The organism is Nevskia ramosa DSM 11499, from assembly GCF_000420645.1.
In the GTDB taxonomy this organism is placed as follows: domain Bacteria; phylum Pseudomonadota; class Gammaproteobacteria; order Nevskiales; family Nevskiaceae; genus Nevskia; species Nevskia ramosa.
In genome coordinates this window covers 447153-467218 of sequence record NZ_ATVI01000007.1, presented here as the reverse complement: position 1 = coordinate 467218, position 20066 = coordinate 447153, and the positions used below count along the sequence as shown (strand labels likewise).

Genomic DNA, 20066 nt, shown 5'->3' with positions numbered 1-20066 from the left:
AGGCGGGTGAGTGAGGAGGGGCGTCAGGCCTCTGCGATTGCAGGAGCGGATGAGCGGAAACATCCCGGACATCATGTTTCAGGATTTGGAACTTGGGTGGAAACAGGCCGGGCGTAGCCTGTTTTCATCGAAAGGAATTCTCCTCTCGAACACACCTGCAGGAGTTTCGCCATGACCACTTCCAAGTCCTTCTCTTTCTCCGCTCTCGCCACCGCTGCGCTGGTCTTCGCTGCCCTGTCCATGCCGACACAGGCTGGAGTCAGGCTCAACGGCCCCGTGCTTCAGGGCCCGATTCTTCAGGGCGTCACGCTGCAAGGCGTTACGCTGCAAGGCATCTCGCTGCAAGGCATCACGCTGCAAGGCATCCTGCTCAACGGCCAGACCACCACCGGCACGCAGGCCGGCAAGTACCTCGCGGTGACCCTGCCCAGCGGCGAGACGGTATCGCTGCGCTGAGCCCGCCCCATCCCGGGTTCAGAATCTTTCCCTTGCGTCCGCCTGGGTCTTGTCCGGCGGACGTATTCTTTTGCGCGGCAGGCCGCCAGCCTGCGGGTCATGCTCTCCGGATTGCCATGAACATCCTTGCGCTGCCGCGTGTGCTCGCGGTGCTGGTCCTCGCTGCGGCTTCGACTGCCTGCAACCGGCAGGACTCTGCCGCGACACCGCCGCCTGCCGCCGCCCCCGAATCGCCCGCCGCGGTCGCCGCCGGCGCCACGCTGGACGTGGACGGCAGCGCATTCGTGCTGCGCATGCCGGATGGCCGGGTACTGCGCGGGCGCGAACTGGAAGGCGCGGTGATTCACGTCGGCATCGACGGCGGGCAGGTCGCGCCGATGAAACTCAAGTCGATCACCCCGGACCCGAAGCAGCCGCAGGTGTTGCGTCACGAGTTCGAGACCTCGGACGGGCAGGGTGGCTGGAAGAACGCCTGCGCGCCGAATGCGGATGGCGAAACCTGGGGGCTGCCGCTGAAACTCGCACCGGGGCATCCGGGCCGCGACGGCGAGATCACCGTCAGTTGCATTTCGGGCGTGGTCGCCAAATGCGTGCGCTGGGGTTATCCGCCGTGGGAGAAGGGCCCGAGTGGCGAGAGCCTGGCACCGTTCCACGCTGCCTGCGTGCGCATGGCGCGCGCGGACTACTGTGGTGACGGCACGCCGCACACCAAGCAGGGCACGTCGATCGACAACTTCGACGACCTCGGCATCCAGAAGCGTGGCGCGGCGGACGATGCGAGCTATGTGTTCGAGGCTGGCTGGTCGCCGCAGGGCGCGGTGTGTGTGGCGCATACGCGCTGGAACGACGTGGTGACGCTGGACCAGCTAAAGGCGCAATGCCCGCGGCTGTCGGCGATTCCGCATTGCGACGAGAACAGCGCAAGAGCGTTGGGTGCGCGCATGTTCAATCACTCGCGGCTGCTGCCGGCGAAGTGAGCAGGCACGGAAGCCATGGCTGGCCTTCCCAGAGGCAGGTCATGGAGACGATCTAGGAGCGCGTGATCGCCCACCAGGCCGGCAGCAAGGCCTGCACGTCGGCACGCGCATACCGGCGATCGACCAGCACCACGGTGCCGCGATCGCTGTGATGGCGGATCACTCTCCCCGCGGCCTGAACCACCTTGCGCAGGCCCGGATACAGGTAGGCGTATTCGTAGCCGGCGCCGAACAGGGTTTCCAGCCGCGCCCGCATCGCTTCGTTGACCGGGTTGATCTGCGGAATGCCGAGCGTCACCACGAAGGCGCCGATCAGCCGTGCGCCGGGCAGGTCGATGCCTTCGGAAAACACGCCGCCGAGCACGGCGAAGCCGATGCCCTGATCCGTCGCGCTGAAGCGTTCGAGAAAGGCGAGGCGTGCCGGCTCGTCCATGCGCCGCTGCTGCGCCCAGACCGGCAGTTCCGGATGCGTTTCGATCAGCCGGGCGAGCACGCGATCGAGGTAGTCGAAGCTGCTGAAGAAGGCCAGGTAGTTGCCCGGCTGCTTGCGGTACTGCGTGGCGATCAGCGCGACGATCGGTGCCAGCGAAGCTTCGCGGGCATCGAAGCGGGTCGAGATGCGACTGGCGATCTGCACCGAGAGCTGATCGGCGGAGAACGGCGACGCGATGTCGAGCCAGGGTGTGTCCTCGGCCAGCCCGAGCAGCTGGCGGTAGTAGTCCGGCGGGTTGAGCGTTGCCGAGAACAGCACGGCGCCATGCGCGGCAGCGAAGCGTGGACCGAGGAATGGCGCCGGCACGACGTTGCGGACGCACAGGGTCGAGCCCGGTTTGGTGCTGAAGGCGTCCGGAGAATGCCGGCTCAGATCGACCATCGAATGCGGGCCGAAACTTTCCGCCAGCCGCACAAGACCGATCGCATCGAAGAAGAACTGCTGCAGGTCGAACGGCAGGCGCTCGCCCGTTTCGCCGAGCAGCCTGCTCGCAGCGGCGATGAAATCCGATAGCGCGTCGATCAGCGCGGCGGGCAGGGTGTCCAGAGTTTGATAGCCATCCGGCGCATCGAGATCGGCCGCGGGCCAGCGTCGCTGCACGCGATTCAGTGAGGCTCGCAGTTCGTCGGGTGCAGCCTTGCGCGCGCGCTGCAGGGCGCGTTGATCGAGCGTTGCCGAATACATGTCGCGAGCACGATCGACGAGGTTGTGGGCTTCGTCGACGAGCAGGCTGATCTTCCAGTCGTTGAGTACGGTCAAGCCGTGCAACAACGCATGGGCATCGAAGTAATAGTTGTAATCGCCGACCACGACATCGGCCCAGCGGACCAGTTCCTGGCTCAGGTAGTACGGGCAGACGACATGCTCGGCGGCGACCGTCTGCACGCTGCGCTGATCGAGCTTCGCGCTGCTCACCGCCGCGGCTCGCGCGACTGGCAAGCGATCGTAGAAACCCCGCGCCAGCGGGCAGGAGGCGCCGTGGCATTCCTTGTCCGGATGCACGCAGCTCTTGTCGCGCGACACCAGTTCCAGCACCCGCAGCGCCGGCTGATCGCCCTGGATCAACGCCAGCGCGTCCAGCGCGACTTGCCGTCCCGGCGACTTCGCGGTGAGAAAGAACAGCTTGTCGATCGGTGCCCGCGTGCAGGCTTTCAGCGCCGGGAACAGCGTGCCCAGCGTCTTGCCGATGCCGGTCGGCGCCTGTGCCAGCAGCGGCTGCTTGTTCAAGGTTGCGCGGTATACGGCGGCAGCAAGCGCGCGCTGGCCGGCGTTGAACTCGACGTGCGGAAAAGTCAGCGCTTCGATGGCCTGATTGCGGGCCAGCCGATGCGCCTGCTGCTGGCGCGCCCAGGCCAGGTAGTTCGCCGCCTGCTGTTCGAAGTACCCGAACAGCGCTGCCGCCTCGTGGCTTTCGCTGGTCGAGGTTTCGGTTTCGTCGTCGATGCGGAAATAGACCAGGGTCAGGGTGATCGATGCCAGCCCGCGCGCCCGGCACAGCAGCGCGCCGTAGACCTTCAGCTGCGCCCAGTGCAAGGCGCGATGGTTGTCGGGAATCCGCGCGCTGTCGCCACGATGGGTCTTGATCTCTTCGAGTTCGTTGCCGGCGGCGTCATAGCCATCGGCCCGGCCGCGGACCCGCAGGTCCTCGTGTCGACCTTCCAATGCGACTTCACGCTCGTACCCATCCGGACGCCGCCCGGTGACCTTGGCGTGGCCGGCGATGCCTTGCTGGCCGGTTGGTGCCGGCGTGAAGCGGCGATCGAGATCGCCACGCTTGGCAGTGAATTCGACCAGTTCGCGAACCGGGACGATGATCGCCGTCATCTCGTCTTCGGCGCCAGCCAAAGACTTCGCCGCCGCCTTCGCTCGGGGCTTCAGAGGGCGGGCTGGCTTGCCAGTTGTAGATGCGGTGGTCACGGCTGCGGCATTCTGCCGGGATGGATCGGATGGCGTGTCATTTGCTCACCGAGTTCCACCCACCGCGACGGAGTTTCCATGACGCCCCCCGAGCCTTTCATCCCGGCAGATCGGCAGATTGCCGAATTCACCGTGCGCGCCGTGGTGCTCGGCACCTTGCTCGGCATGGTCTTCGGCGCTTCGTCGCTGTATCTGGTGCTCAAGGTCGGGCTGACGGTCAGTGCCTCGATTCCGGTGGCGGTGATTGCGATCACCCTGTTTCGCCTGGTTTCGAAAGCCGGCGGCCGCGATTCGACGATCCTCGAAAACAACATCGTCCAGACCGCGGGCTCGGCGGGCGAATCGATCGCCTTCGGTCTCGGCGTAACCCTGCCGGCGATCCTGATCCTCGGTTTCGATCTCGACATCCTGCGGGTGCTGCTGGTCGGCGTGCTCGGCGGGCTGCTCGGCATCCTGATGATGATCCCGCTGCGGCGCAGCTTGATCGTCGCCCAGCACGAGACCCTGAAATATCCGGAAGGCACCGCCTGCGCTGAAGTGCTGAAGGCGGCGGAGTTATCGAAGGGCAGCGCCGATGACAGCCGCGCCAACGCCAGCCGCGCCGGGATCATCTTCGCGGGTTTCGGCATCGGCCTGCTGTACAAGGCGTTGAACGTCGCCTTCAAGGGCTGGAAGGATGTGCCGGAGCAGGTCTTCGGCGCGCCGCTGAAGGCGGGCTCGATCAGCTGCGAAATCTCCCCTGAGTTGCTTGGCGTCGGCTACATCATCGGGCCGCGGATCGCCGCGTTGATGTGCGCCGGCGGCGTGCTGGCCTATCTGCTGCTGATCCCGATGATCGCTTTCTTCGGCGATGCGCTGACCGTGCCGCTGGCACCCGGCGTCAAGCTGATCCGGGACATGAGCCCGGACGACATCCGCGGTGCCTACGTGTTGTACATCGGCGCCGGCGCGGTGGCGGCCGGTGGCATCGTCAGTCTGGTCAGGGCGATACCGATGATCTGGCACAGCCTGCGGGACGCCTTGCGGAGCTTCGGCGGCGCCGGTGTCGGCCAAAGCAGCATGCGCAGCAAGCGCACCGATCAGGACATTCCGATGAAGTGGGTGCTGATCGGCTCGCTGCTGCTGGTCGTCGCCATCATGCTGGCCACGCCGCTGCACATGAACCTGCTCGGCGCGCTGCTGATCCTGGTGTTCGGCTTCCTGTTCTCCACCGTGTCCTCGCAGCTGACCGGCGAGATCGGCTCATCGAGCAATCCGATTTCCGGCATGACCGTGGCGACCCTGCTGTTCACCTGCCTGATCTTCCTGCTGGTCGGCTGGACCGGCGGGCCGTACTACGTCACCGCGTTGTCGGTCGGCGCGATCGTCTGCATTGCCTCCAGCAACGCCGGCACCACCTCGCAGGATCTGAAGACCGGTTTCTTGGTCGGCGGCACACCGCGCCTGCAGCAGTACGCGATCCTGTTCGGCGCACTGGCCTCGGCGCTGATGCTCGGGCCGATCCTGATCAAGCTCAACGATGCCGCCACCGTCTACGTACCGATCGCGCAGGTGGCGCCGGGTTTGAGCACCGACGCTGCAAAGCTCACCGAGACCGCAGGCTTGCAGGGCCCGCAGGCCGAGCAGGATGGCCATCGCTATCGGGTCTGGCACAAGACCGATCTTGCTGGCGGCCCCGCCGGGAAGTACCTGGTCGGTGACGACGGCAAGGTTGTCTACTTGGTCGATCCGGGCATCAACGGCGCCTACAAGCAGCGACCGGATGGCAGCGAAGTGCGCAAGTACGATGCCCCCAAGGCGGTGCTGATGTCCTACATCATCAAGGGCATTCTCGACCGGCAACTGCCGTGGGCGCTGGTGCTGTTCGGGGTGATGATCGCCCTGGTGCTGGAGATGTGCGGCGTGCCGTCGCTGGCGTTTGCGGTCGGCGTCTATCTGCCGCTGTCATCGTCGATGCCGATCTTCGTCGGCGGTCTGGTGCGCTGGGCGGTCGATCGCCGACGCAACCGGCAGGCCGAGCATCGCAATGCCACGGCCGAGGAACAGAGCGCGGCCGGCGACCGCAGTCCGGGTGTGCTGATGGCCTCCGGTTACATCGCCGGCGGTGCCCTGGCCGGCATCATCATCGCCTTCACCGCCGGCGTGCTGAGCGACTTCGATACTTTCATCACCGACTGGTCGACGGCCCACAATCCGTTCTTCGAAGGTGCAAACGCGGATCTGTTGTCGGTGCTGCCGTATGCCTTGCTGGTGGTGGTGCTTTACTGGGCGGGCAGGGAAGCCGTCAGAACGCCGCCGAAGGCCTGACGCAAGTGAATTTTCATCGGCGTTCGTCAAGGACGATTAAGTACACGTCCGCCTTGGGTCTGCGGTTCTGCACTGCGATAATGTTGCTGCTCGCGGCCCTGCCGCTCGATCTCCACGGACCAAGACTCGCCTCACGATGAACAACATCCTCATCTGGAATTCCTTGCCGAAGCTGGCGCTCGTCAGCCTCGTCGCATTCAGCGTTGGCTGCCAGCGCAACACGCCTGCCCCTGCATCCGAACTGGCATCCGAACCGGCAGCGGCAGCAGCGGCGGAGCCGAAGCTGGTCGACACCGCGCGCATCGCCGCGGGAGACAGCGAACCCGGCAACTGGCTGAGCACCGGCCGCACCTACAACGAGCAGCGCTACAGCCCGCTGGAGAAGGTCAACGCCGGCAACGTCGCCAAGCTGGGTCTGGCCTGGAGCTACAAGGTCGACATCGATCGCGGTGCGGAAGCCACGCCCGTGGTCGTCGACGGCGTGATGTACACCACTGGCGCCTACAGCATCGTCTACGCGATCAATGCCAAGACCGGCGAGCAGCTGTGGAAGTACGACCCGCAAGTGCAGCGCTCGAAGTCCGGCAATGCCTGCTGCGATGTGGTCAATCGCGGCGTGGCGATCGGTCAGGGCAAGGTCTATGTCGCAGCCTTCGATGGCCGAGTCATCGCGATCAACGCCAAGGATGGAACCAAGGCCTGGGAAGTCGACGCCAAGGACGGTTCCGGCCGCACCTTCGCGCTGACCGGTGCGCCGCTGCTGGTCAAGAATCTGGTGCTGGTCGGCAGCGGCGGGGCCGAGTACAACGCTCGCGGCTACATCTCCGCGTTCGACGTTGCCACGGGCAAGCTGGCCTGGCGCTTCTACACCGTGCCGGGTGATCCCGCGAAGCCGGACGAAAGCGCGGCGATCACCCTGGCGCGCAAGACCTGGACCGGCAAGCAGTACTGGAAGCAGGGCGGCGGCGGCACCGTCTGGAACACCATCGCCTACGACCCGGAGACCGATCTGATCTATTTCGGCACCGGCAACGGCGTGTCCTGGAACAAGCTGGAACGCGACGAGCCGAACGGCGACAACCTGTTCATCTCGTCGATCGTCGCGGTCAAGGCCGAGACCGGCGAGTACGCCTGGCACTACCAGGAAACGCCGAACGACAACTGGGACTACGACGCCTGCGCCAACATCATCCTGGCCGACATCACCCTCGACGGTCAGCTGCGCAAGGTGCTGCTGCATGCACCGAAGAACGGCTTCTTCTACGTGCTCGACCGCAAGGACGGCAAGCTGCTGTCGGCCGAGAAGTTCGCGCCGACCACCTGGGCCACGCACGTCGATCTGAAGACCGGCCGGCCGGTGGTCGACCAGAAGGTGGCCGACTGGAGCAAGGAGGCGAAGGTCGTCGCTCCGGGCCCGTTCGGCGCGCACAACTGGCAGCCGATGTCGTTCAGTCCGAAGACCGGTCTGGTCTACATCCCGGCGCAGGAAGTGGCCTCGATGATGGCGCCGCACAAGGTGGTTGCTGACGGTGGGGGCTTCGACAACCGTGAAGGCGTCTGGAACATCGGTGGCGATCTGCCGATCCCGGCCGATCCGAAGGTCATCGAGCAGATCGCCGCCTCGCTCAAGGGCCGGCTGATCGCCTGGGACCCGGTCGCCCAGAAGCAGGTCTGGAGCCAGCCGTACACCAACATCTGGAACGGCGGCACCTTGGCGACCGCGGGCAATCTGGTGTTCCAGGGCACGGCCGATGGCCGCGTCGTTGCCTACTCGGCGGACAAGGGCGAGAAGCTCTGGGAATCGCCGGCCAATTCCGGCGTCATGGCCGGGCCGATGAGCTATGAAGTCGACGGCGAGCAGTACGTCACCGTGATGGCCGGCTGGGGCGGCGTGTTCCCGCTGATCGGCGGCGCGATTTCGAACTACGCCAAGGTTCGTCCGGAAGCGCGGGTGCTGACCTTCAAGATCGGCGGCACCGCGAGCCTGCCGGCGCCGAAGAATGAAGCGGTGCCGCTGCCCGAACTGCAGGAAGTGAAGGCCGACGCGAAGACGCTGGCCCGCGGCGCCGAACTGTTCATCGGCAACTGCGCGCAGTGCCACGGCCTCAACGCCGTCGGCGGCGGCGTGATTCCCGATCTGCGCTACCTGACGCCGGAGAAGCACGCGATCTTCGCCGGCATCGTCGCCGGAGCGAAGTCGGATCGCGGCATGCCGTCGTTCGCTGGCCGCTTCAACCCCGAAGAAGTCGAAGCGATCCACCAGTACATCATCGAGCGCTCGCATGCGCTGAAACAGGCGCTCGGCAGCCCTGCCGAGGGCGCCGCCAGCGCGAAGTGAGACTGCGCTGATTCGTTTGCCGCAAGGCTGCCAGCACCTTCGAGGTGCTGGCAGCCGACACACGGCAGCGATCATCCACACCAACGTAAAAGACAAGCAGCCTCTCAAGTTGATAAGGTTTGCGAATCATCAACCTAGGCTCAGGTCTTAATCCCCTAGTGAACACTCTTTCCTCCGCCCGGCCGGCGCCGCGCAAGCTTGCTCTCGGGCTGTTTCTGGTCCTGCCATTGATCTGGGCCGCCTGTGTGATTCCGGCCCAGGCCGCGACCGTCGCAGAGCGCGCGAAAGCGCCTCAATCGAAGGCTCCGCCAAAGACGGCGGCGAAGGCTTCGTCGAAGACTGCCGCGAAGGGCCGCCCGACCGTCGCCCCGGCCAAGCGCAAGGCCGTGGCGAAAGCCAAGGCCAAGGCCGCGACCAGCGATCTGGTGCTGAAGTCGAACGCAGCCCTGGTCATCGACGAAGACAGCGGCGAAGCGGTGGCGCTGAAGAATCCCGATGTCGTGCTGCCGATCGCGTCGCTGACCAAGCTGATGACCGGCCTGGTGGTGATCGATGCCAAGCTGCCGATGGACGAGGTGCTGGAGATCAGCAGCGCCGACGTCGATACCGAAAAGCACACCTATTCGCGGCTCGCGGTCGGCTCCGAGCTGACCCGCGACGAGATGCTGCTGCTGGCATTGATGTCGTCCGAGAATCGCGCGGCGATGGCGCTGAGCCGCAACTATCCCGGCGGCCGTGAAGCTTTCATCGCAGCGATGAACCTTAAGGCCAAGTCGCTGGGCATGAACTCGACCCATTTCGCCGATCCGGCTGGCCTGTCCAATCGCAGCGTCTCGACCGCGCGCGACCTGCATCGCCTGCTGATCGCCGCCCGCGCCCAGCCGCTGATGCGCAGCCACACGACGCAGCTGGAAAGCACCGTCCACACCAACGGCCGGACGCTGACCTTCGGCAACACCAATCGTCTGGTGCGCGCCGAGGGCGACTGGAACATCGACCTGCAGAAGACCGGCTTCACCAACGAAGCTGGCCGCTGCTTGGTGATGCACGTCACCGTCGAAGGCCGCCGTCTGGCGATGATCTTCCTCGACTCCAACGGCACCTTGACCCGCTACGCCGATGCCGCCCGCGTGCGCCGGCGCCTGGCGCTCGAAGCCAAGGCGCCGGCTCAGCCGGGACCGATCGCCACGGCTGCGGCGGCATCTTCTTCCTGACGGCCCTGATCAGGGCGGCGCTCAGCCAGCGAGGCTGAGCTCGGAGATTTCGAGCCGAGCTACCCGCACGCCGCAGTAAGAGCGGCGAGTGAACGGACTTCTCGTAGGCCTTTGCTCCGCTGGTTTTTGCAGCCTGTCCCGCGTTTGCGTTTCCTCAAAACGCGTTTACAAATCGTTCTCATTCGATTCAGTAACGTGGCGAACTTTTTCACCCCTGCCGGGTGAAGGTCCGCCGCCCCATGCTGAATCGAGCCATGAACGAAGAACGTCTAGCCATCATTCCCCGCCGATCCGCTTTCGCCATCGGCATTGCTGTCGCCTTCGGCGGCTGTCCTCTCGCAGGATTTGCCCAGGCGACGGACGCGCCGGTGCAACTGGCGCCGGTTCAGGTGGTGGGTGAAACGATCGACGACGGCTATCACGTCTCGAACACCAGCACCGCGACCAGGACCGATACGCCGCTGGTCGACGTGCCGCAGTCGATCACGGTGGTGACCCGCAGGCAGGTGCTCGATCAGTCCGCCCAGAACATCGCCGATGTCGTCCGCTATGTGCCGGGCGTGGTCATGGCGCAGGGCGAGGGCAATCGTGAAACGCCGGTGTTCCGCGGCAATGCCTCGACGTCCGATTTCTTCGTCAACGGCATGCGCGACGACGTGCAGTACTACCGTGATCTCTACAACATCGAGCGCATCGAAGTCCTGAAGGGCCCGAACGCGATGATCTTCGGCCGTGGTGGCGTCGGTGGCGTGATCAACCGCGTGACCCGCCAGGCGAACTGGGACGAAGTGCGGGAAATGTCCCTGCAGGTCGGCAGCTTTGCCAACAGGCGGGCGACCGTCGACCTGGGCACCGGCTTCAACGAGAACATATCGGGCCGGATCACCGCGCTGCTGGAGGATTCTGGGTCCTATCGCGACGGCGTGAGTCTGCAACGCGATGGCATCAATCCGACGCTGTCGCTGCGCACCGGCAAGAACACCCTGGTGACGCTCGGCTACGAGTATTTCCGGGACGAGCGGGTCGCCGATCGCGGCATCGCTTCGCAGAACGGCAAGCCGTTTCCGACTGATGAATCGACCTTCTTCGGCAACCCCAAACTGAGCCCGACCGACACCGAACTGAACACCACGACCGTCGGCATCGAACATCGGTTCACACCGAACCTGACGTTGCGCAACCGCACGCTGTACGGCAGCTACGACAAGTTCTACCAGAACGTTTTTGCCAGCGGCGCGGTCAGCGCGACCGGCACGGTGCCGATCCAGGCCTACTTCGCGGCAACCGATCGCCAGAACCTGTTCAACCAGACCGATCTGATCTACAAGCTCAGTACCGGCATCTTCCAGCACACGCTGCTGGCCGGCGCCGAGTTCGGCCGCCAGCGCACTGCCAACCTGCGCCTGACCGGCCAGTTCGCCGATGGCCCGGATGCAGACGCCAATCCGGATACCACCTTCATCGCCTCGGCCAGCGATCCGAACATCTCCGAGCCATTGGTCGGCTGGGTCGTCGGTGCCAACGATGGCAACAACTCGAGCGTTACCAAGATTGCGGCGGTCTATGCCCAGGACCAGATCCGCATCACCGAGCAGTTCGAGGCGGTGGTCGGTGTCCGCTTCGATCAGTTCAATGTCGATTTCACCAACCGCCGCACCGATGTGGCGCCGGAGAATCGCGAGATCAACACCAAGGACAGTCTGGTTTCGCCGCGCGTTGGCCTGATCTACAAGCCGCTTGAGGTCGCTTCGCTTTATGCGAGCTACTCGCTGTCCTATCTGCCGCGTTCCGGCGAGCAGCTGGCTTCGCTGTCGCCGACCAACAAGGCCTTCGATCCCGAGGAATACAAGAACTATGAAGTCGGCGCGAAGTGGGACCTTCGGCCAGATCTGTCGGTGACCATTGCGGTCTACCAGCTCGATCGCAGCAACGTGATCCTGCCGCCGATCAATGCCGGCGATGCCTCCACGCTCGGCGATGGCGCGCGGACCCAGGGCATCGAACTCGGCGTCAGCGGCAACATCACCAAGGCCTGGAGCATGGCCGGCGGCTACGCTTACCAGGACAGCAAGCTGACCGCGACCACCGGCGCCACCGCTCGCGACGGCTCGAGAACCGCGAACGTGCCGTACAACACGTTCTCGCTGTGGAACCGCTACGACTTCACGCCGTCCTGGGGCGCCGGCGTCGGCGTCTTCACCCGCAGCTCGATGTACACCACCACCAGCAATGCGGTGAAGCTCGAAGGCTATACCCGGGTCGACGGCGCGATCTTCTACACCCTGACCCCGAAGATCCGCGCCCAGTTGAACGTCGAGAACCTGCTGGGCGAGGACTACTTCGTCAACGCCCATACCGACAACAACATCTTGCCGGGTGCGCCGGCCAACGTCCGGGTCAGCCTGATCGCCGGCTTCTGAGCACAAGGCGTCTGTCTGCGCAGCGCTGCCTCACTGCAGGCCGGTCCGGCGCTGCAGTCGCAGGGGATCTAGAAATGGCACCCCGCTGCGACGATCACGTGGTCCAGCAGCAGGCTGCGGACAGTCGGGGGAATGTCGGCGGAACGGCGCGTGGTTTCGTCGATCATCACCAGCACCGATTCGGCGACGGACACGCAGCGATCACCGATGAACAGACCCTGGACCATGCGGCAAGAGCGGCTGCCGATCGTTGACACGCCGGTGCCGACGTCGACTTCGGCCGGCCAATAGATTTCGCTCAGATACTTGATGCGGAATTCGGCGAGCACCAGCAATGCCCGCGGATCGGCGTCCGGCGCCATGAAGCGGCGCAGCAGGATGGCGCGGCCGGTTTCGGCGAACGCGGCGCAGGCCAGGTTGTTGGCGTGGCCAGCCATGTCGGTGTCGGACCAGCGCACGTGCTCGTGAACCCAGTGGCCGTAGGCGGCTCGCTGTTTCAGGCGCGGGTCAGCCAGCAGATCGGCGGCAGCAGTGCAAGTACTTGGGTTCATCGGGATTTCGGGAAAGAGAATCGGTTGGATGGAGGCGGCTGGTTGAGCACCGCCGCGCCATGTTCCACGATTCCGTCGACGGCCGGCTCGGATCGCGTTGGCGTTGTGCCGGTGCGACCCTTGTCCTGCTTGTCGAAGAACGCCTGCGAGCTTCCCGCGATCACGCGGCAGTGCATCGTTCTTCGCTCTGCAGGTCGCTGGGCCGCATGTTTCAGGGCTTGTCGACGCCAGCCAGCAGGCTGGGGCCGAAGGCATAGACCACCATCAGCAGCACGGTGACCAGCATCAGCCAGCCGCTGATGACGCTGCGCCAGGGGTTCGGCGCATGGCGCAGTTCCATGAAATCGAGGATCACCAGGCGGCCCTTGATCGCGGCGATCGCCAGAGTCGCGGCGCCGGCCGTGATGCCGACCAGGCCATCGGCGCGCACCCAGAAGGTGGCGGCCGTCGCGATGATCAGGATCAGCCAGGTGCGGTGAGGATTGAGCAGGATGGTGGGCATCAGCGTCAGCCTCAGCGAAGCAGATACAGCAGCGGAAACAGGAAGATCCACAGCAGGTCGACCATGTGCCAGAAGCTGGCACCGGTCTCCAGGCCGCGGGTATTGCCGGCGTGGTACTTGCCCTGGCGAGCATTGCTCCACAGCACGATCAGCACGATGGTGCCGCCGATCACGTGGACCAGATGGATCATGGTCAGCGCGAAATAGAAATTGAAGAAGGTATTGGTGGTCAGCGAGATGCCGGCTGCGAACTTCGCCGAGTACTCGAAATACTTGATGACCATGAAGCCGACACCGAGCGCGATGGCCAGTGCCAGATAGCGGGGGACTGCCTTGACCTGGTTCTTGCGGGCCGATTCGATCGCGGTCACCACGGCCCATGAACTGGTCAGCAGGAACAGCGTGTTGATGACGCCGAGCGTCCGGTCCAGCGACAGCTGGGACTCGTTGAACAGATCGACTTCGAGCGCCCGATAGCCCACGTAGGCGACAAAGAACATGCCGAAAGTCATCAGCTCGGCAAAGATCAGGAACCAGATGTCGGGATCGCCGGGCAGGCGCAGCGCCGACTTTGAGTCAGCAGAGGCAGGGGCCGTCAGCTCGACTGGCATGAGAGAAGTGTCTTCGGGATGAGGAACAGCAAACTCCCTCCCCCGCTGGCGGGGGAGGGAGCTGGACGCTAGATCAGGCAGCCGCGAGGCGGCTGGAGCCAACCGGCTCGGCGACGGCCATCCGGCGACGGATTTCCTTGATCATGAAGATGCTGGCGGTGGAGTACCAGCAGAGCCAGCAGAAGTACGGGAAGTAGAAGCTCAGCACGCCGCTCCAGGCGAACGGGCCGGTCTTCATCACGCCGGTGAGGCTGGCCGGGAAGAAGCTGATGCCGCACCAGATGGTCAGGTAGCAGACCCAGCGCGGGAACAGCGGCACCTTGCTCTTGTCGGCGAGGCCGACCAGGGCCGCGGCAACCATCTGCAAGGTGGTGCAGGCGTACTGAAGATCGATGCAGAGCCAGCCGGTATCGGTCATCAGCTGGAAAGTTTCCGGGCTGGCGTCGGGACGGAACGCGGCAACGGCCCAGAACATCGCGCTGAACGAAACGACCATCACCGTGAGCGCGCCGCCGATCAGCTGCAGGTAGGACAGCAGCGGCATGTTCTTGCCTTCGATGCGCGACATCTGGCCAGCGAGCACGCAGCTCCACGGCATGTACAGGCAGACGGTGATCATCGAGATGATGAAGCCGAGGCGGATCTCGCCGAGGTTGCCGAGGTAACGCTCCTTGAGCGCCACGGCCGTCAGGTTGGGCGAGGGATTCGGCAGGTTGTGGCCGAGGATCAGCCAGAAGATGACGAAGGTGACCACGAACGCCGGGCCGCACCAGGCGCTGATCAGCTGATAGCGCAGACTCGTTTTCTCATCCATTTCCACTCTCCCCCACGTTGTGTCGATCGTCGTCGACGGACTGATGAAATTGTTCGGTACTAAGCCGCAGCGCTCATCGCACGCGCACTGTTGTCCAGTGACACGATCAGCTTGCGCAGCAGCTGGTCGAGCAGCGCGAATTCCTCGGCGCTCAGGCCCGAGAAGGCGCGTTCCAGCGGCTCGATCATCTTCGGCACGATGTCGCGCACGGCCTGGCGGCCGGCAGCGGTGATCGCGATCTCGTGACGGCGGCCATCGCGCGCGTGCACGCTGCGAGTGACCAGCTCGGCCTGCACCAGGTCCTCGACGATGCGCGTGGTGTTGGCGCGGCTGGTGCCGATCATTTCGCTGAGTTCGCTGGGCGCCGCCGAGCCCTGTTCGCTGGCCACCAGCAGACACAGCGCATGGAAGGCGTGCTCGCTGGTGCCGAGTGCGCGAAACACCGGCTCGAAGAAATTGCCGAGACCGAAGGCGCTGATGCGGATCAGGCGAACCAGCACGGTTGGCGCCATCGGCATGTCCGGCAGCGCCCGCGACATGCGTGGCGTGCTCGATTCGACAGCCGACAAGCGTTCGATGCCTTTCACTAGATGGTTGCCTGATAGTTTACCGGTGAACTATATGCTTGCACATCGAAATGCTGCGCGCAATGCGGGGGGGGGCGTCGCCCCCGCAAACGCTCGCTACATCGCGATGTAACCGCCATCGACGGACAGGCTGCTGCCATGCACGAACGAGGCGTCATCGGACAGCAGCCACACCGCGGCGGCGGCGATTTCCTCTGGCTCGGAGAAGCGGCCGATCGGATGCACGGAGTTCAGGTAGGGCTCGAGGTTCGGGTCCTCGGCGAACTTGCCGGTCAGCATCGGCGTGCGGATCGCACCGGGCAGGATCGCGTTCACGCGGATGCCTTGCTTGCCGTAGTCCACTGCTGCTGCCTTGGTCAGGCCGACCACGGCGTGCTTGCTCGACACGTACTCCGCCGCCATCGGGAATGCGGTTGCGCCTGCGGCGGAGGCGGTATTGACGATGGCGCCACCACCGGTGGCGAGCATCGCTTTCACTTCGTGCTTGATGCACAGGAAGGTGCCGGTGAGATTCACGTCCAGCGCGCGCTGCCATTCGGCCAGCGGCATTTCGTGAATCAGCTTGCTGATCTGCGGAATGGCCGCGTTGTTGAACGCACCATCGAGCCGGCCGAACGCGGCAACAGTGGCCTCGATCATCTTCTGCACCTCGGCTTCGCTGGCGATGTCGGTGCGGATGAAGTGCGCCACGCCGCCGGCCTGCTCGCACAGCTTCACGGTTTCGCGGCCGCCGGTCTCGTTGGTATCGGCCACCATCACGCGGGCGCCGTCGGCAGTCAGCAACAGCGCCGCAGCACGGCCGACGCCGCTGCCGCCACCGGTGACGATGATCGCCTTGCCGTTCACTTTCGCCATCTTCGTTCTCCTCTCGCTTTTATGGATGCAGCTGCCGCTCAGCGCGTCCAGGGCGCGCTGCTGTCGGCTTCGACGCCGTAGCGGGCGATGGCGTCGGCCAGCAGGCTCGCCTTGATCTTGCCGTCGCGCACCAGCGCATCGAGCGCTGCCAGTACCACGCCGTGACGATCCACCTCGAAGAAGCGGCGCAATGCCCTGCGCGTGTCGCTGCGGCCGAAGCCGTCGGTGCCGAGCACGACGTAGCGGCCCTGCAGATACGGCGCGATCAGCTGCGGATAGGCGCGCACGTAATCGGTGGCGGCGATCACCGGCGCATCGCCAGCCAGCTGCGTTTCCAGATGGCTGAGGCGCGGCGTCTCCAGCGGGTGCAGGCGATTCCAGCGCTGCACGTCGGCAGCCTCACGCGACAGCTCGCTGAAGCTGGTGGCGCTGTACAGGTCGGAGCCGATGTTCCAGTCCTGGGCCAGCAGTTCGGCGGCAGCGATCACTTCGCGGAAGATCGTGCCGGAGCCGATCAGGCGGACTTTCGCGACCGGCTTCTTCGGCGCCTGGCCGCCGTAGCGATACAAGCCCTTGATGACGGCTTCGTGCACCGCCGCCGGCAAGGACGGCTGCGCGTAGTTCTCGTTCATCACGGTGAGGTAATAGAACTCGTCCACCTGCAGCTCCAGCATGCGGCGCATGCCGTGGTCGAGGATCACCGCGAGTTCGCCGGCGAAGGTCGGATCGTAGCTGTGGCAGTTCGGCACGGTGGACGCGATCAGCTGGCTGCTGCCGTCCTGATGCTGCAGGCCTTCGCCGCCGAGCGTGGTGCGGCCAGCCGTGGCGCCAAGCAGGAAGCCGCGGGCGCGCTGATCGGCCGCGGCCCAGATCAGATCGCCGACTCGCTGGAAGCCGAACATCGAGTAGTAGATGTAGAACGGCAGCATCGGCACGCCGCTGACGCTGTACGAGGTGGCGGCCGCCGTCCACGAGGCGAGGGCGCCGGCCTCGTTGATGCCCTCTTCGAGCAACTGGCCATCGGTCGCTTCGCGGTAGGACAGCATCGACGACGCATCTTCCGGTTCGTACAGCTGGCCGACCGGCGAATAGATGCCGACCTGCCGGAACAGATTGGCCATGCCGAAAGTGCGCGCTTCGTCGGCGACGATCGGCACGATGCGCGGCCCCAGCTGCTTGTCCTTGAGCAGGCCACCGAGCATGCGCACGGCGGCCATCGTCGTCGACATCTCCTTGCCGTCGGCCTGTAGCGCGAATGCGGCGTAGCTGTCGATGGCCGGTACCGGCACGGCATCGGCCCGGGTGCGACGGGCCGGCAGATAGCCGCCGAGCGCTTCGCGACGCTGGCGCAGATAGCGCAGCTCGATGCTGTCCTCGGCCGGACGATAGAAGCGCAGGCTCGCGCAGTCCTCGTCGGACAGCGGCAGATGGAAGCGGTCGCGGAATACCTTCAGGCCTTCGATGTCGAGCTTCTTGGCCTGGTGCGATGTCATCCGCGACTCACCGGCGCTGCCCATGCCATAGCCCTTCTTGGTCTTGGCCAGGATCACCGTCGGCCGGCCCTTGTGGGCCTTGGCGGCGGCGAAGGCCGCGTGCAGCTTGCGCAGATCGTGACCGCCGCGCTTCAGCGCATCGATCTCGGCATCGCTCATGTGCGCCACCAGCTTCGCCAGCGCCGGGTCCTGCTGGAAGAAGTTGGCGAGGTTGTAGGCGCCGTCCTTGGCACCGAGCGTCTGGTATTCGCCATCCGGCGTGTTGGCGAAGATGCGCAGCAGGGTGTGCTCCGTATCGCGGGCGAACAGCGCGTCCCAGTCCGAACCCCAGAGCACCTTGATGACGTTCCAGCCGGCGCCGGTGAACAGCGCTTCCAGCTCCTGGATGATCTGGCCATTGCCGCGCACCGGGCCGTCGAGGCGCTGCAGATTGCAGTTGACGATGAACGTCAGGTTGTCGAGCTTTTCGCGGGCGGCGAGGGTGAGGCCGGCGATCGATTCCGGTTCGTCCATTTCACCGTCGCCGAACACGCCCCATACGTGACGGCCGTCAGTGGCGCTGAGCTTGCGATCGCGCAGATAGCGCAGGAAGCGCGCCTGGTAGACGGCGCTGATCGGGCCGAGGCCCATCGAGCCGGTGGGGAACTGCCAGAACTCCGGCATCAGCCAGGGATGCGGATACGAGCACAGGCCGCCGCCGGCAAGTTCCTGCCGGTAGTGGCCTAGCTGGTCTTCGCTCAGGCGGTCTTCCAGGAAAGCGCGAGCGTAGACGCCGGGTGCCGAATGTGGCTGGAAGTAGATGAGATCGCCGCCGTGACTATCGCTGCGGGCATGGAAGAAGTGCTGGAAGCCGACTTCGAAGATCTCCGCCGCCGACGCATAGGACGCGACATGGCCGCCGAGATCGCCGTATGCCGCATTGGCGCGCATCACCATCGCCAGCGCGTTCCAGCGCAGGATCGCCACGATCCGTTCCTCGATCGCCAGATCGCCCGGATAGGCACCTTGCTGATCCAGCGGCACGCTGTTGCGGTACGAGGAATACGGCTGCGCCAGCGCCACGGCGCCACGATCACGCAGCCGCGCTTCGAGCTGCTGGATCAGGTACTGCGCCCGCTCGCCACCGCCGCTCGCGAGCACGGAATCCAGCGCGTCCAGCCATTCGCGCGTCTCCTGCGGATCGGCATCGGGAAGGCTGATGGTGGACAGGCCACGAGCACGAGGATTTTCTGCGGACATGAGCAGCCTCCGGAAGCCGCGGCGCGGCCACCATGGTTCAGCGAATGAAGGTACGCCGATCCGGGAGATGGATATCGGCGTGAGTGCCGCTAGGAAGGAACCAGCACGATCTTGCGCAGCTGGATGCGCCAGCCGTCGGCGGTCAGCGTGTAGCGATCGTGATAGATGCCACGCAGACGCTGCACCTCGTCGCTGCCGGCGATGCCGCGCTGCATGTCGAGATCGACCTCGCCCGAAGCATTGCGGCCATCGGCATCGACGGTGACGCGGATGTTGCTGCAGACATGCTTCGACCAGGTGCCAGGCGGGCGTCCGGCGATCACTTCGCGGATCGCGGCGTGGCCGACGATCAGCTGGCCCATGCGATCGAACACGCCATCCTCGACATAGAGGCGAGCGAACTCATCGGCCTTGCCGGCATCGGCCAGCGCGCCGTAGGCCTTGCACAGCGCCGTGCAGGCGTCGATGGCTGCGGTGTTCTCGGAGATGCTCATGCCGGACCCTGCGATGGTGGGGGCGGTGGCGGCAGCGTGGTGAACTGATAGGCCTTGCCCGGCGCAACTGGCGCTGCGCCCTGCTGCAGCAGCTTGTTGATAGGCGTACCGCTGTGCAGCTTGGCGCTGAGTGCTGCCGGATCGAAATCGACGCCGATCGGATTGGCCTCGAATGCCGCAGAGCTGAACCAGGCCGTCGATTCGGCGAGCGTGTCGAAGTTCTCGACCTGCAGCTCGACCTCGTTGCCGTCTGGGTCGCGGTAGTACATCGAGGTGGTCGGGCCGTGGTTGATGCACCAGAACGGCTCGATGCCTGCGGTCTTCAATCGCTGCCAGGTGTGCAGCAGCGCCGGCAGATCGGCATAGGTGAAAGCGACGTGGTCGATGCCGGTGCGCATCGTGTCCGGGCTCGGCAGATGCGCGGTGTTCAGGAAGGCGATGCGGTGATGTTCCTCGTCATAGCTGAGGAAGGCGATCACCGGCGCTTCGAAGGTGGTGCGCAGGTGGAATACCGTGCGGTACCAGCTGAGCATCGCTTCGAAATGCTTGGCGCGGATGACGTAATGCGCGAGCTTGGTCGGCACGATTGTGCCGTTGGGGGCCGTGGCCGGAGCCGCTGCCTGGGTTCGCGCCGGCGTGGTCGCCAGACTGTCTGCGTTCATGGTTTCTCCTCTCCTGTCGCATCCCGAGTGTGTGCCGCGGGTGCTTGCATTCTGCATATTCTTACCATATGGTCAACTCGGATCGATGCGAGGTACGAGGCGGATGCCGGTACTCCACATCGATGATCAATACAGA

The 20066-nt window shown here is 65.0% G+C and carries 17 protein-coding genes; 6 read left to right on the top strand and 11 right to left on the bottom strand.

The window, feature by feature from the left end; genetic code table 11:
• Positions 1-171 precede the first annotated feature (171 nt).
• Complete coding sequence (locus tag G513_RS0113460) at positions 172-456, top strand: hypothetical protein (protein ID WP_022977375.1); 285 nt, start codon at positions 172-174, stop codon at positions 454-456.
• 116 nt (positions 457-572) lie between these two features.
• Positions 573-1433 (top strand): ADYC domain-containing protein, encoded by an 861-nt coding sequence (locus G513_RS24995; protein WP_022977374.1) that lies wholly within the window; start codon positions 573-575, stop codon positions 1431-1433.
• 52 nt (positions 1434-1485) lie between these two features.
• On the opposite strand, the gene G513_RS0113450 is transcribed toward G513_RS24995, so the two are convergent.
• Positions 1486-3750, bottom strand: coding sequence for an ATP-dependent DNA helicase (locus G513_RS0113450; RefSeq protein ID WP_028475524.1), 2265 nt, complete (start codon positions 3748-3750; stop codon positions 1486-1488).
• Positions 3751-3921: 171 nt separating this feature from the next.
• On the opposite strand from G513_RS0113450, the gene G513_RS0113445 reads away from it, so the two are divergent.
• The 4 genes from G513_RS0113445 to G513_RS22980 all read left to right on the top strand — a co-directional run bounded on the left by G513_RS0113445 (position 3922) and on the right by G513_RS22980 (position 12122).
• The gene (locus tag G513_RS0113445; RefSeq protein ID WP_022977372.1) at positions 3922-6150 is read left to right on the top strand and encodes an OPT family oligopeptide transporter; all 2229 of its coding nucleotides are present in this window, start codon (positions 3922-3924) and stop codon (positions 6148-6150) included.
• Between the two features lie 136 nt (positions 6151-6286).
• On the top strand, positions 6287-8488 hold the full coding sequence (locus tag G513_RS22985; protein ID WP_022977371.1) for a PQQ-dependent dehydrogenase, methanol/ethanol family: 2202 nt from the start codon (positions 6287-6289) through the stop codon (positions 8486-8488).
• Positions 8489-8646: 158 nt separating this feature from the next.
• Entirely contained in the window at positions 8647-9702 is a 1056-nt protein-coding gene (pbpG, locus tag G513_RS0113435) for a D-alanyl-D-alanine endopeptidase (RefSeq protein WP_022977370.1), read from the top strand.
• A 254-nt stretch (positions 9703-9956) separates the two neighbouring features.
• Positions 9957-12122, top strand: coding sequence for a TonB-dependent receptor (locus G513_RS22980; protein ID WP_022977369.1), 2166 nt, complete (start codon positions 9957-9959; stop codon positions 12120-12122).
• A 68-nt stretch (positions 12123-12190) separates the two neighbouring features.
• Here G513_RS22980 and G513_RS0113425 read toward each other — a convergent pair whose 3' ends face one another.
• The 10 genes from G513_RS0113425 to G513_RS22970 all read right to left on the bottom strand — a co-directional run bounded on the left by G513_RS0113425 (position 12191) and on the right by G513_RS22970 (position 19930).
• Positions 12191-12673: an acyl-CoA thioesterase gene (locus G513_RS0113425; protein ID WP_022977368.1), complete on the bottom strand. Its 483-nt coding sequence runs from the start codon at positions 12671-12673 to the stop codon at positions 12191-12193.
• Positions 12670-12849 carry a hypothetical protein gene (locus G513_RS25960; RefSeq protein ID WP_169560643.1) on the bottom strand — a complete coding sequence of 60 codons (180 nt, stop codon included), beginning with the start codon at positions 12847-12849 and terminating at the stop codon, positions 12670-12672. Before G513_RS25960 ends, G513_RS0113425 begins: the two co-directional genes overlap by 4 nt.
• A 35-nt stretch (positions 12850-12884) precedes the next feature.
• On the bottom strand, positions 12885-13175 hold the full coding sequence (locus tag G513_RS0113420; RefSeq protein WP_022977367.1) for a cytochrome C oxidase subunit IV family protein: 291 nt from the start codon (positions 13173-13175) through the stop codon (positions 12885-12887).
• A gap of 11 nt (positions 13176-13186) precedes the next feature.
• Entirely contained in the window at positions 13187-13786 is a 600-nt protein-coding gene (locus tag G513_RS0113415) for a cytochrome c oxidase subunit 3 family protein (protein ID WP_022977366.1), read from the bottom strand.
• A gap of 73 nt (positions 13787-13859) precedes the next feature.
• Positions 13860-14600 (bottom strand): hypothetical protein, encoded by a 741-nt coding sequence (locus tag G513_RS0113410; protein ID WP_022977365.1) that lies wholly within the window; start codon positions 14598-14600, stop codon positions 13860-13862.
• A gap of 59 nt (positions 14601-14659) precedes the next feature.
• Positions 14660-15187 carry a MarR family winged helix-turn-helix transcriptional regulator gene (locus G513_RS0113405; protein WP_022977364.1) on the bottom strand — a complete coding sequence of 176 codons (528 nt, stop codon included), beginning with the start codon at positions 15185-15187 and terminating at the stop codon, positions 14660-14662.
• 96 nt (positions 15188-15283) lie between these two features.
• Positions 15284-16042 (bottom strand): glucose 1-dehydrogenase, encoded by a 759-nt coding sequence (locus G513_RS0113400; RefSeq protein ID WP_022977363.1) that lies wholly within the window; start codon positions 16040-16042, stop codon positions 15284-15286.
• A 38-nt stretch (positions 16043-16080) separates the two neighbouring features.
• Positions 16081-18774 (bottom strand): alpha-ketoglutarate dehydrogenase, encoded by a 2694-nt coding sequence (gene mdeB / locus G513_RS0113395; protein ID WP_022977362.1) that lies wholly within the window; start codon positions 18772-18774, stop codon positions 16081-16083.
• A gap of 89 nt (positions 18775-18863) precedes the next feature.
• A complete protein-coding gene (locus tag G513_RS22975) occupies positions 18864-19268 on the bottom strand; it encodes a nuclear transport factor 2 family protein (RefSeq protein ID WP_022977361.1) in 405 nt (134 codons plus the stop codon).
• Entirely contained in the window at positions 19265-19930 is a 666-nt protein-coding gene (locus G513_RS22970) for a VOC family protein (RefSeq protein WP_022977360.1), read from the bottom strand. The genes G513_RS22975 and G513_RS22970 overlap by 4 nt, the downstream gene beginning before the upstream one ends.
• Between the last annotated feature and the right edge of the window lie 136 nt (positions 19931-20066).